The organism is Streptomyces callyspongiae (assembly GCF_047200695.1).
Taxonomy (GTDB): Bacteria; Actinomycetota; Actinomycetes; order Streptomycetales; family Streptomycetaceae; genus Streptomyces.
This window is the reverse complement of the sequence record NZ_JBJZOM010000013.1, coordinates 62,724-75,381: the sequence shown is the minus strand read 5'-3', so window position 1 is coordinate 75,381 and position 12,658 is coordinate 62,724. Positions and strand designations below refer to the sequence as shown.

Annotated in this window: 11 protein-coding genes; 2 read left to right on the top strand and 9 right to left on the bottom strand. The window is 74.2% G+C overall.

Annotated features, from left to right (window positions below; genetic code table 11):
* Window positions 1-115: 115 nt before the first annotated feature.
* Window positions 116-1,366, bottom strand: coding sequence for a geranylgeranyl reductase family protein (locus tag ACL06G_RS14645; RefSeq protein ID WP_412787096.1), 1,251 nt, complete (start codon window positions 1,364-1,366; stop codon window positions 116-118).
* A gap of 164 nt (window positions 1,367-1,530) precedes the next feature.
* Here ACL06G_RS14645 and ACL06G_RS14640 point away from each other — a divergent pair, with 164 nt between their 5' ends.
* Window positions 1,531-2,904: a dipeptidase gene (locus ACL06G_RS14640; RefSeq protein ID WP_412836003.1), complete on the top strand. Its 1,374-nt coding sequence runs from the start codon at window positions 1,531-1,533 to the stop codon at window positions 2,902-2,904.
* A 34-nt stretch (window positions 2,905-2,938) separates the two neighbouring features.
* Here ACL06G_RS14640 and ACL06G_RS14635 read toward each other — a convergent pair whose 3' ends face one another.
* From ACL06G_RS14635 to ACL06G_RS14625, 3 genes are all read right to left on the bottom strand, one after another.
* Window positions 2,939-3,619, bottom strand: coding sequence for a class F sortase (locus ACL06G_RS14635; protein WP_503167849.1), 681 nt, complete (start codon window positions 3,617-3,619; stop codon window positions 2,939-2,941).
* 169 nt (window positions 3,620-3,788) lie between these two features.
* Window positions 3,789-4,811, bottom strand: a complete 1,023-nt coding sequence (locus ACL06G_RS14630; RefSeq protein ID WP_412787093.1) for an NUDIX hydrolase — start codon at window positions 4,809-4,811, stop codon at window positions 3,789-3,791.
* Window positions 4,812-4,954: 143 nt separating this feature from the next.
* Complete coding sequence (locus ACL06G_RS14625) at window positions 4,955-5,899, bottom strand: ROK family protein (RefSeq protein WP_412787092.1); 945 nt, start codon at window positions 5,897-5,899, stop codon at window positions 4,955-4,957.
* Between the two features lie 187 nt (window positions 5,900-6,086).
* On the opposite strand from ACL06G_RS14625, the gene ACL06G_RS14620 reads away from it, so the two are divergent.
* Window positions 6,087-7,148: a LacI family DNA-binding transcriptional regulator gene (locus ACL06G_RS14620; RefSeq protein ID WP_412787091.1), complete on the top strand. Its 1,062-nt coding sequence runs from the start codon at window positions 6,087-6,089 to the stop codon at window positions 7,146-7,148.
* A 7-nt stretch (window positions 7,149-7,155) separates the two neighbouring features.
* Here the strand turns inward: ACL06G_RS14620 and ACL06G_RS14615 are convergent, their stop codons facing one another.
* From ACL06G_RS14615 to ACL06G_RS14595, 5 genes are all read right to left on the bottom strand, one after another.
* Complete coding sequence (locus tag ACL06G_RS14615; protein WP_412787090.1) at window positions 7,156-7,659, bottom strand: GNAT family N-acetyltransferase; 504 nt, start codon at window positions 7,657-7,659, stop codon at window positions 7,156-7,158.
* 113 nt (window positions 7,660-7,772) lie between these two features.
* Window positions 7,773-8,153 carry a VOC family protein gene (locus ACL06G_RS14610; protein WP_412787089.1) on the bottom strand — a complete coding sequence of 127 codons (381 nt, stop codon included), beginning with the start codon at window positions 8,151-8,153 and terminating at the stop codon, window positions 7,773-7,775.
* A 168-nt stretch (window positions 8,154-8,321) separates the two neighbouring features.
* Entirely contained in the window at window positions 8,322-10,055 is a 1,734-nt protein-coding gene (locus ACL06G_RS14605; RefSeq protein WP_412836001.1) for a serine/threonine-protein kinase, read from the bottom strand.
* A 127-nt stretch (window positions 10,056-10,182) separates the two neighbouring features.
* Window positions 10,183-11,493: a DUF6986 family protein gene (locus ACL06G_RS14600; RefSeq protein ID WP_412787087.1), complete on the bottom strand. Its 1,311-nt coding sequence runs from the start codon at window positions 11,491-11,493 to the stop codon at window positions 10,183-10,185.
* A 167-nt stretch (window positions 11,494-11,660) separates the two neighbouring features.
* On the bottom strand, window positions 11,661-12,623 hold the full coding sequence (locus ACL06G_RS14595) for an electron transfer flavoprotein subunit alpha/FixB family protein (protein WP_412836000.1): 963 nt from the start codon (window positions 12,621-12,623) through the stop codon (window positions 11,661-11,663).
* Window positions 12,624-12,658: the final 35 nt, after the last annotated feature.

Genomic DNA, 12,658 nt, shown 5'->3' with positions numbered 1-12,658 from the left:
CGCCACGCTAGCTCCGCGCCCCTGGTGACGCCGTCAGCCGCACGGCGTGGCCCCGGTTGCTCCCACGGGAGTACGCCGTGCCGCCGGTTCGGGCCGTCGCGGACCCGGCCCCCGGTCAGTCGGCGAGGTCCGCTGCGGCCCGCTGCGGGGCGGGGCGGTCCACCGCGTCGAGGGCGCGCCTGGCCAGCGGGTGGGTACGGACGATCTCCGTGAGGGAAGTGCTGCCCCGCGTGATCCGGGCGAACGCGTTCCAGGCCGGACGGAATCCGGTGAGCGCGGCGTGCAGCAGGCCGGGACGCCGGCGGAAGACCTGGTACATGCGGTGGCCGATGCCCATCTCCACCCCGAGCCCCGCCTTGACGGCGAAGGTGTAGTTCAGCGCCTGCCGACGAGCCTCCACCGCGTCGTACGCCTCGGCGATGCGCACCGCCCACTCGCCCGCGAGGCGCCCGGAGCGCAGTGCGAAGGAGATACCCTCCCGGGTCCAGGGCTCGAGGAGTCCCGCTGCGTCGCCGCAGACCAGGACCCGGCCGCGGGAGAGCGGGGAGTCGTCGGCCCGGCAGCGGGTGAGGTGGCCGGAGGAGATACTGGGCTCGAAACCCGCGAGACCGAGCCGGGCGACGAAGTCGTCCAGGTACCGCCTGGTGGCGGCGCCCTCGCCCCGGCCGCAGATCACCCCGACGGTAAGGGTGTCGCCCTTGGGGAAGACCCAGCCGTAACTCCCGGGCATCGGGCCCCAGTCGATGAGGACCCGGCCCGCCCAGTCCTCCGCGACGCTCGCGGGGACCGGGATCTCCGCCTCGAGTCCGAGGTCGACCTGGTCCGTCTTCACGCCGACGTGCGTGCCTATCCGCCCCGCGCTGCCGTCCGCACCGACCACGGCCCGGGCGAGGACCGGCTCCTCCTCACCCGCGAGCACCACGGCGACGGTCCGGCGGTCGGGCACCGCGGGGCCGTGCTGCTCCACCCGCGCCACCGAGACACCGGTGCGCACATCGGCACCCGCGTCGACCGCGGCCTCCACCAGCGCGTGGTCGAACTCCGGGCGGTCGACGAGCCCGAACAGCATCCGGCGGGACCTGCGAGTCCGGGTCAGGCGCCCGTTCAGCGAGAACGTCACCGCGTGGACCCGGTCGCGGAGCGGGAGCGCGAACCCCGGAGGGAGGGCGTCCCGCGAGAGACCGATGATCCCGCCTCCGCAGGTCTTGTAGCGCGGAAGTTCGGCCTTCTCCAGGAGCAGCACGCGGCGTCCGGCGACGGCAGCGGCGTACGCGGCGGAGGCACCCGCAGGTCCGGCGCCGACGACCACCACGTCCCAGACTGTCCGCTCCGCCCCGTTCTCCCCGGCCGCGTTCTCGCTGCTCACGCTGCTCCAGCTCCCGATCGTCCGACGTCCGTGATGTAGCCGACCGCATCCTACGGCGCCCGGTGACGGCAGCCCGCTGTGGGAGGATCGCAGCCTGCCTTCCGGGCACCGTGCCCACCCTCGCACGGCCGTCCCGCCCTACCGCACCCACAAGGAGCGTTGTCATGCCGCAGAGTCCGCTCGCCGCCACCGTCGCCTCGTTGATGCCCCGCGCCAAGGAGGAACTGACGGAACTGGTGGCCTTCCGGTCCGTCGCCGACGAGACGCAGTTCCCGCGCAGCGAGTGCGAGGCAGCGGCGGGGTGGGTGGCCGAGGCGCTGCGCCGGGAGGGCTTCGAGGACGTGGCGCTGCTGGACACGCCGGACGGGACGCAGTCGGTGTACGGGCATCTGCCCGGCCCGGCCGGCGCGCCCACGGTGCTGCTGTACGCGCACTACGACGTGCAGCCGCCCCTCGACCCGGCAGGCTGGGACAGCCCTCCGTTCGAGCTGACGGAGCGGAACGGCCGCTGGTACGGGCGCGGCGCGGCCGACTGCAAGGGCGGCCTCCTCATGCACCTGCTGGCGCTGCGGGCGCTGAAGGCGGACGGCGGCGTCCCGGTCTCCGTGAAGATGATCGTGGAGGGCTCCGAGGAGCAGGGCACGGGCGGCCTGGAGCGGTACGCCGAAGCGCATCCGGAGCTGCTGGCCGCGGACACCATCGTGATCGGCGACGCCGGCAACTTCCGGGCGGGGCTGCCGACCGTGACCGCCTCCCTCCGGGGCATGGCCCTGGTCCGGGTCCAGGTGGACACCCTCGAAGGAAACCTGCACTCGGGGCAGTTCGGAGGCGCGGCACCGGACGCGCTGGCCGCGCTCGTCCGCCTGCTGGACTCGCTGCGCGACGAGGACGGTTCGACCACGGTCGACGGCCTGGTCCCCTCGGCCGGCTGGGACGGGCTCCAGTACCCGGAGGAGCAGTTCCGCCGGGACGCCCGCGTGCTGGACGGTGTCGACCTCATCGGCGAGGGGACGGTGGCCGAACGTATCTGGGCCCGTCCGGCGGTGACCGTGCTGGGCATCGACTGCCCACCCGTCGTCGGTGCGACGGCTTCGGTGCAGGCCGGGGCGCGGGCGCTGGTCAGCCTGCGTGTCCCGCCGGGTGCCGACGCCGCCGAGGCGGGGCGTCTGCTGGTGAAGCATCTCGAGGCCCACGCGCCGTGGGGGGCACGGGTGTCGGTCGAGCAGGTGGGGCAGGGCCAGCCGTTCCGCGCGGACACCGGCACCCCCGCGTACCGGGCGATGGCCGAGGCGATGCGTGAGGCCTACGACGGCGCCGAGATGGCGACCGCGGGCCAGGGCGGCTCGATCCCGCTGTGCAACACACTCGCGTCGCTGTACCCGGAGGCGGAGATCCTCCTCGTCGGCCTCAGCGAACCGGAGGCGCAGATCCACGCGGTGAACGAGAGCGTCTCCCCCGAGGAGCTGGAAAGGATGGCGGTGACCGAAGCCCTGTTCCTGGGCTTCCTGAGCAGGTACACGGCCGGGCAAGGAGCCTGACGGTGTGTCGGGGGCGGCCGCCGCGCGCGGCGGCTCAGCGGACATCGGTGAGCCGGGCGAAGACGACCACGTTGGCCTGGTAGCCCGTGTCCTCGGTGTAGCCGCCCCCGCAGGTCAGCATCCGCAGTTCGGCACGGGGGGTGTCGCGGTAGACGCGCTCGCCGGGGAAAGCGTCCTTCCGGTGCGACTCGACCGCGTAGACCGTGAACACCGCGCGGCGCCCGTCGGCCCGCACCACGGCGACCTCGGCACCGGGCCGCACGGCGCCGAGCCGGAAGAAGACGGCCGGTCCGCTCGCGTCGTCGACGTGGCCGACCAGGACGGCGGTACCGCGCTCGCCGGGCGTGACCGCGCCGCCGTACCACCCGGCCCGGTGGCTTCGGGCGGCCGGAGGTACGCCCAACTGCCCGTCGGGGCCGAGTCCGACGGTGACGAGCGCGGCGTCGATCCCGACGGAGGGCACACTGACGCGTCCGGGCCGCGACGGGGCCAGGGGCGGGTGCGCCCGGGGCAACGGGACCGCACCGGGCGAGGGGGGCGTTGGCCGCCCGGTCCGGTCCGTCCGGTCGGGGGCGGTGGCAGCGGCCGGGGCCGTCGCGGGCTGCGGTGGTCCCGACCGTCCCTCGGTGCCGGCCCGGATGAGCGCGAGCCCCAGGACGAGCGCGAACGCCGCCCCGCCCAGCAGGGCCCGGTTCCGCACACCGGGCTCCGGCATCCACCCGTGCGGCAGGGGCAGCCGGAAGGGGAACCGTCGGTCGTCGTCCATCGCCCGGGGCACCGTCCTCGCTCGCGGCGGCCGTCCCGATCACGCTAGGCCGGGCGGTGCCTCGGCGCGAGCGGCACGCGTCCCGACGGGTGGTGGTGCCGGTGAATGGGCCTGCCCTTCAGGCCCCGACGGGAACACCGCCCTCGAGGTTCAGCACCGTGCCGCGCTCCCGCGCACGCAGTGCCCAGCGGAGCCGCCGTTGACGGACCGGCGGCAGCAGCCCCGCGGCCTCCGACTCCGTGACGAACCGCCAGCCCCGCAGCTCGTCCGCGGGGAGCAGCAGCGCGGCGGCCCGGTCCGGCGGCAGCAGCCCGCCGTCGAAGAGCATTCTGAGCCCGCCGAATGCGGGCGGGTCCGGCTGCTCCCAGTCCACGACCAGCAGCCTGGGGACGGAGGCGAGGCCGATGCCGAGTTCCTCGGACACCTCCCGCATCCCCGCGCGGGCGGGGGCTTCGCCGCGTTCGACGACGCCGCCGGGGAACTCCCAGCCCGCCTTGTAGGTGGGGTCGACGAGCAGCACCCGGCCGTCCGCGTCGAACAGCAGCACGCCGGCGGCGACGGTCTCGGCGCTGGGCTCCGGGGTCTGGACGATGTCCAGGGCTCCCGCTCCGGCGTCGAGCACGGCCGCGACCCGTTCGGCGGCGCCGGAGGGGGTGAGCCCGGTGGTGTCCACGGTGTGCGCGTCCGCCGCCAGCCAGGAGAGGGCGTCCTCGTAGGCGGCGACGGGGCCCCCGGCTGCGGCGGACGCCGGGCTGCCGCCGCCCGTGCTGCGGTGGGCGATGCGGCGCCGCAGGTCCCCGGGCGCGGCGTGGAGGAGGATGTGGCAGACCGGTATGCGGCGGGCGGCGAGGGTCCCGAAGATCTCGTCCCGGTGGTCCTGCCGCAGAAGTGTCACGGGAGTGACGAGGGGGCCGGGGACCTCGCTGAGGAGCGCGGCGGCTCCGTCGGCGACCAGGCGTCGCCAGGCACGCAGCTCGCGGACGTCGGCGCCCGCGCGTGCACGGTCCGCCGGCAGCATCGCGCACAGACCGCCGGCCAACGCCTCCGGATCGTAGAGCGTGCTGCCGGGAAGCAGGTCGAGCAGTGCCTGTGCCGTGGTGGTCTTGCCCGCGCCGACGGCGCCGTTCAACCAGACGATCACGTGTCCCCCTCTACCTTCGACCTCCGTTCCGTGCCCACTCGGGTCGGCATCGGAAACGCGCGACGGCCCGGGCGCGCCGGCGACGGCGCACGTCCGGCCGTCCGGGAACCCGTGGAAGCGGCACCGCCCGGCCGTGCGGGTGGTCAGCGGGTGGAGTCCAGGAGTTCCCGGCAGGCCGCTGCCGCCCCCACCAGTCCGGCGTCACCGCCCCGGGCCGCGGCCACCACGGTGACCTCGCGCGTGAAGGAGAGCGTGGCGAACTCCGTCAGGCCGCGGCGCACCGGAGCGAACAGCACCTCGCCGGCACGGGCGACGCCGCCGCCGATCACGGCGGTCTCGATCTCGACCGTTGCCGCCGTGGCGGCGACGGCGGCGGCGATCGCACGCCCCGCCCGTTCGAAGGCCGCGGTGGCGATCGGGTGGCCGTCACGGGCGGCCGCGGCGACTCCGGCGGCGTCGCCGCTCGTCCCCGGGGCGGGGCGCCACCCCGCGGCGTGTGCGTGGCGGGCGATCGCGGGACCGGCGGCGAGCCGCTCCACACAGCCCCGACCGCCGCACGGGCAGGGTTCGCCGTCCAGGTCGACGCTCATGTGCCCGACGTGCCCGGCATTGCCCGTGGCGCCGGTGTGCAGTCTGCCGTCCAGGACCAGTCCGCCTCCGACTCCGGTCGAGACGACCATGCAGAGCGCGTTCCGCCGGCCGCGGGCCGCACCGAACAGGTGCTCGGCGGCCGTCATCGCCACGCCGTCGCCGACCAGGGTGACCGGCAGATCGCCGGTGGTGCGCCGCACCTCCTCGACCAGGGGGTAGTCGCGCCAGGCGGGGATGTTGACCGGACGGACCGTTCCGGTGGCGGCGTTCACGGGCCCGGCGCTCCCGATACCCACGGCGTCCGCCTGCTCCCACAACGGTGAGCGGGCCAGTTCCCGGAGCACCTCGGTGACCGCCGCCATGACCGTCCCCCCGTCGCCGTGCTGCGGGGTGGGGCGCAGCGCGCGCACCGCGACGCGGCCGGCGCCGTCCACGAGAGCTCCGGCGATCTTCGTCCCGCCGATGTCGAGTGCGGCCACGAGGTCCGGGGTGTGCATGAGGGTCGCTTCTCCTGCGGGTCGGGTATCGGTGGGCGCCGGCGGGACTTCCGGAGCAGTCGCACCACCCCTGACAACGTTGTCCGCCCACCGGTGGTAGCAGAGAGTATCCTGCTCGGGCCCGTGGAGCGCGGGCCGCAGCGGGGGACGCCCCGCGGAAGGACCGAGACGACGCGAACAGGACGACGTGACCGACATCGCCCGGCTCTCCGGCCGCTCCCGCTACGGCGGCCGCCCCACGATGAAGGATGTGGCCGCACGGGCGGGGGTCGGGCTCAAGACCGTCTCCCGCGTGGTCAACGGCGAGGACGGCGTGGCGGCGGACACGCAACTGCGTGTGCGACGGGCCATCGACGCCCTCGGCTTCCGCCGGAACGACAGCGCCCGGATCCTGCGCAAGGGCCGGACGGCCAGTGTCGGCCTGGTACTGGAGGACCTCGCCGACCCCTTCTACGCGCCGCTCAGCCGTGCGGTGGAGGAGGTGGCGCGGGACCACGACACTCTGCTGATCAGCGGTTCCAGTGCGGAGGACCCGACGAGGGAACGGGAACTGACGCTGGCTCTGTGCGCCCGCCGTGTGGACGGGCTGGTGATCGTACCGACCGGCGAGGACCACCGGTATCTGCAGCCGGAGCGGGACGCCGGCGTGCCAGCGGTGTTCGTGGACCGTTCTCCCGGGCTGCTCGACGCCGACGTGGTGCTGACGGACAACGCCGCGGGGGCCCGTGACGGCGTGCGGCACCTGATCGCGCACGGGCACCGGCGTATCGGGTTCCTGGGCGACCGGGGAGGCGTTCAGACGGCCGAGGAGCGGAGGATCGGCTACCTGGCGGCCATGTCCGGGGCGGGGCTGCACGTCGAACCGGGATGGGTCTCGCTCGGGCCGACGGCGTCGGCCCGTGTGCGGGCGGAGGCAGAGCGCATGCTGACGGGCCCCGCCCCGGTCACCGCGTTCTTCGCCGGCAACAACCGGGTCACCGTGACCCTGGTGCGGGTGATGGCGGACCGTCACCGGCCCGTCGCGCTGGTCGGCTTCGACGACTTCGAACTGGCCGACCTGCTCGCCCCGCCGGTGACCGTGGTGGCGCAGGACCCGGCGCTGCTGGGACGCACGGCGGCGGAACTGCTGTTCCGGCGTCTCGCGGGCGCCGACGATCCGCCGCAGCAGGTGCGACTGCCGACGCGGCTGGTGGCGCGGGGCTCGGGCGAGCTGCCGCCCGGCGACCGGCACGCCGATTGCGCCTCGTGACGCCGCCTCACCGCAACGCGCGCGTGAGCCATGCCACTTCGCCGCTCTCCTCCAGGGAGACGTGGTCCCGTTCGAACCCGAGCTTCTCCAGCACACGGAGCGACGCGGTGTTCCACGTCCCGACGGTCGCCCAGAGCCGTTTCCGTCCGGTCGCGGCGGCGGCGTCGAGCACCGCGCCGGCCGCCTCCGTGGCATAGCCATGCCCGTGCACACGCCGGAACAGCTCGTACGCGATTTCGGGCTCCTCCACGGTGGAGCGACCGATGGTCAACCCGCAGTAGCCGATGACGTCGCCCTCGTCGCGGCGCAGGACGGGCAGCAGGGCGATCCCCGTGGCCTCCGCCGAAGCGAGCTGCCGCGCGACGATCGCCCGAGTGTGCTCCACCGCGGGCGTTCCCTTGCCGCGTTCCCCGTGGAGGGCGCGCAGTTCCTCGGCGTCCGCCTCGGTCCACGGTCGCAGCAGCAACCGTTCGGTGCGGAGGTGGAACGACATGGTCTCGTAGCCGGGCATGCTGCTGCTTCTCCCTGAGCTTCATACCGAACCGGGTCGACGAAGCCGCCGCCCGGGGCCTGACATCACGGCCGTCAGGAGGTGCCCGTCGCCCCGGACTTCACCCGTCAACATCACAGCGGGTCGAGGCGTGCCCTGAGCAGGCAGAACTCGTTGCCTTCCGGATCGGCAAGGACGTGCCACGGCTCCTCCCCCGTCTGACCGATGTCGGCCGGGCGAGCACCGAGCTCGAGAAGGCGCTCCAGCTCCTCGCCCTGAGCGCGATCGGTGGCGTTGACATCGATGTGCAACCGGGGCTTGCCCTTCTCCGGCTCCTCCCTGCGGCTGAGGATGATCGTGGGCTGCGGACCGCCGAACCCTTCCCGCGGCCCGATCTCCAGGGTTCCGTCCTCCTCGCGGTCCAGCACCACGAAGTCCAGGACCTCGCACCAGAATCGCGCGAGCACTTCGGGATCACGGCATCCGAGGACGAGCTCACCGATACGACACGCCATGCACGCAACCCACTCCCGGTCGGAACTGCCGCGGACCGCGCACATCCCGTGGGCTCCCGCGGTGAAAAAGGTCCCCCGACCGTACCGGCCCGGGCGAGCAGTGGCGACAGGTTTTCGGTGCGCCCGGCCCGCCGGGCGGTGGGACACACCGCGCTGCCGCCGGGACCATCAGCAGGTGGGGAGACCGGGTACCGGGGCGTCGTTGCCACCGCCCTGGATGTAGACGACGCTCACCCAGACGCCGGTGTGTCCGGAGTCGTCGTCCGTCCTGGCCCACCAGGTGTTGGTCCACTGCCCGTAGGTCTCCCGGTGGGCGAGGTCCTGCTGGCAGTAGAAGTAGTTGGTGCCGCTGTACAGCTTTCCCACCGCCCTGTGCTGGGCGTCGTACGAATCCGCGGTGCGCCAGACCTGGCAGTTGTACGTGCCCCCGCCGATCGCCCGGCAGACGGGATCCGGTTCGGTGCTGCCGGAGCTGCCGCCGGACCCGCCGCCGGAGCCGTCTCCGGTTCCGCCGCCGGAGTCCCCGGAGCTGTCCCCGTCCGAGCCCGTCGCGCCTCCTGCGTCCTCTGCGGCCGCCCGCCCGGGGCCGGGGTCGTCGGGCGCCTTCTCCCCCGGGGCGACGGGAGCGTCGGACCGCTGCCCGGAGCCCGAGGAGGGGGAGGCGGGACCCTCCGGACGGGACCCGCCCTCACCGGCCTTCGCCCCTCCCTCCTCGCCGGCGGGCGCGTCCTGTCCACGCTGCTCCTGCACCTGCGAGGCGGCACTCGCCGGCACCGAGCCGCCCTCGCCGTCCATTCCCAGCGCACCGGATCCCCAGGCGATGCCCGCGCCGACGAGCAGCGCGGCGACGACGGCCGCCGCGACGGCCGGTCGCCGTCGGCCGCGCTCCTGCGGGCCTCCGGTGCTCACGGTGCCGCGGTCGGTGTCGTGCCCGGCGAGCCGGGCGCCCGGGCCCGGGCGGCTCGGGCGCGTCACCTGGTGGCCGGACTCGGCGGGGCGCGGGCCGACCAACCGGACGGTGTCCGGGGAACCGCCCGGAGCCGGGTCGGCCTCGGCGACCCGGCGGAGCAGGTCGGCTGCTGCCGCGGCGTCGGGGCGCCGGGCGGGGTCCTTCTCCAGCAGGGTCCGCAGTGCCGGCTCGAGAGCCCCGGCGTTGCGGGGGTCGGCGGGCTGCTCGGTCACGATGGCGTTGAGGGTGGACCAGGTGGATGTCCTCCGGAACGGCGAACTTCCCTCGACAGCCGCGTACAGCGTCGCGCCGAGCGACCAGACGTCCGAGGCGGGGCCCGGCTCCTCCCCCCGTGCGCGTTCCGGAGCGAGGTAGTCCAGGGAGCCGACGAGTTCCCCGCTGCGTGTCAGGTGCGTGGCAGCCCCGTCGCCCGGATCCTCGACGGCGGCGATCCCGAAGTCGGTCAGGACCGCGCGTCCGTCGTGTGCCAGCAGGATGTTGCCGGGCTTCACGTCCCGGTGGAGGACTCCGGCCCGGTGGGCGGCGGCGAGGGCGTCGAGCACTTTCGCCCCGACGGCCGCCGCCTCCGTGGGCCCGAGGGTGCCCCGTCGGCGGAGGACGTCGTCCATTGACGGGCCGTCGACGAGTTCCATCACGATGACGGGGCGGCCCTCGTGCTCGGTGATGTCGTGGACGGCCACGACGCCGGCGTGCCGGATGCGGGCGGCGGCGCGCGCCTCGCGCTGCATCCGCAGGCGGAAGTCGGCGAGGTCGCCGGGAGCGGCGTCGGGAAAGGTCCGCAGTTCCTTGACGGCGACGTCCCGTCCGAGGACTTCGTCGTGCGCGCGGCACACCACGCCCATGCCGCCACGACCGAGTCGCTGCGTCACCCGGTAGCGCCCGCACAGCAGCCGACCTGCGCCGTCCGGATGTTCCTCTTCCGGCGTGTGCACGTTCCGTCCCCCTCGCGCCCGTGGCCTCCGCGCGGACGTGCCGCGCGTGTCGAGGTGTCAGCCTACGGATCCGCCGGGCGCCGCCCTCTCCGGGGCGGGCCCCGGCCGACGGCCGGGTACGGGTCCGTCAGGCGTCGCGGACCTCATTCCGTCCGGCCGGTCGGCGGCCCGCGAGGTGTTCGAGGTCGGCGCGAGTGGTGCCGGCGCGTCGGGCGACTTCTCCGGCCTCCAGCGCCCCGCAGTCCAGGCCGCGCAACAGGTAGGCGCTGAGCGCGCGGGCGGTGGCGGGCTCGTCCAGCACGTCCCCGCCGGAACGGGCGACGTAGGCCGCGAGCCGCGAGGCTGCGCGGTCCATGCCTTCCCGGTAGAAGGAGTAGACGGCCGCATAGCGGGTCGGCAGGTGTCCCGGGTGCATGTCCCAGCCCTGGTGGTAGGCGCGGGCGAGTGAGCGGCGCACCAGTCGGTGGTGGAGCCGCCAGGCCTCGTGCACGCGCGGGGTGGAGCCGACCGGGAGGACGTTGGTGGAACCGTCGCTCAGCCGCACACCGGTGCCCGCAGCCGCCACCTGCATGACGGCCTTGGCGTGGTCGGCGGCCGGGTGGTCCAGCGCCTGGTGGGCCGCACTGACACCGCAGGCCGCGCTGTAGTCGAACGTGCCGTAGTGCAGGGAGGTGCAGCGGCCTTCGGCGGCGTCGATGAGACGTGCGACGGTGGCGCGTCCGTCGGGGCCGAGGATGGCCTGCGTGGTCTCGATCTGGATCTCGAACCCGATGCGTCCTGCGGGCAGGTCCCGGGCACGTTCGAACTCCTCGCACAGCCGCACCATCGCACGGACCTGTTCGGGGAAGGTCACCTTGGGAAGGGTCAGGGCCAGCCTGTCGGGCAGGGTTCCCGCAGTCTCCATGAGTCCGGTGAGGAAGAGGTCCAGCGTCCGGATTCCGCGCTCCCGGACCGCCGCTTCCATGCACTTCATCCGGATGCCCAGGTGCACCGGCGCAGTGCCGGCCCCGTCGGCGGAGCAGAGACCGGCGACCAGCCGGGCCGCGTGCACCGCCGCGGCGTCCTCCTCCGTGTCGGGACGGAGGCCGTACCCGTCCTCGAAATCGATGCGCAGGTCCTCGATCGGCTGGTGGGCCAGTTTGGCGCGCATCCGGCCGTAAACCGGCTCGGCCAGGTCCTCGGGGAGGCCGAGCACCGAGGCGAACGCCCCGGGGTCCGGGGCGTGTGCGTCGAGGAGCGCGAGCGCTTCGTCGCCCCAGGCGCGCACGGTGCCGGCGGTGACGACGTCGCCGGGGACGTAGACGGTGTGCACCGGCTGCCGGGTGCCCGGTTCTCCCGGGTAGCGGCGGGCCAGCTCGGCGTCGACACCGGCGAGGGAGGCGGCCGCTTCGTCGAACGCCGACCGGGGCAGAGTGGTCGCCGCTGCGTCCTGCGTCATCCGTGCCGCCCTTCTCCCGACCCTTCGAACTCAACAAAACGTTGAACTCTCGCGGGGACGCTAATCGGGCGCACTCCGGGGGTCAAGCACGCCGTCCCGCACACCCGGCGGGAGACGGGCGTGCGGGACGGAGAGATGCCGGACCTGCGGCGGCGTGGCCGCTGCGTTCAGCCCTTGCGCTCCTTGACCTGCTCGGTGAGCTGCGGGAGAACCTCGAAGAGGTCACCGACGACGCCGTAGTCGACGAGGTCGAAGATCGGAGCCTCGGCGTCCTTGTTGATCGCCACGATGGTCTTCGAGGTCTGCATGCCGGCCCGGTGCTGGATGGCGCCGGAGATACCGGCGGCCACGTACAGCTGCGGCGACACGGACTTGCCGGTCTGACCCACCTGGTTGGAGTGCGGGTACCAGCCGGCGTCGACCGCGGCCCGGGACGCACCGACGGCCGCGCCGAGGGAGTCGGCGAGCTCCTCGATCACGTGGAAGTTCTCGGCGCCGTTGACGCCGCGACCACCGGAGACGACGATCGCGGCCTCGGTCAGCTCCGGACGGCCGCTGGACTCGCGGGCCGCGCGCTGGACGACCTTGGCGGCCCGGGCCGGCTCACCGAACGACACGCTCAGCTCCTCGACGGCACCGGCGGCCTGCGCGGCCTCCGGAGCGGTGGAGTTGGGCTTGACGGTGATGACCGGCGTGCCGCGGGTGATGCGGGACTTGGTGGTGTAGGCGGCGGCGAACACCGACTGCGTCGCGACCGGCCCGTCGTCGCCGGCCTCCAGGTCGACGGCGTCGGTGATGATGCCGGAGCCGATGCGGACGGCCAGACGGGCGGCGACCTCCTTGCCGTCCGCGGACGAGGGCACCAGAACGGCGGCCGGGCTCACGGACTCGTAGGCGGCCTGCAGCGCGTCGACCTGCGGCACCACGAGGTAGTCGGCGAACTCGGGGGCGTCGGCGGCCAGAACCTTGGTCGCGCCGTACTCGCCGAGGGTCTTCGCGGCTTCCTCCGCGCCGGGGCCGAGGTGCACGGCAACGGGGTCGCCGATGCGGCGGGCGAGGGTCAGCAGCTCCAGCGTCGGCTTGCGGACGGCGCCGTCCACGTGGTCGACGTAGACAAGGACTTCAGCCATGGGTTTCGTCTCTCCTGCGGGAAGTTGTGCGGGGC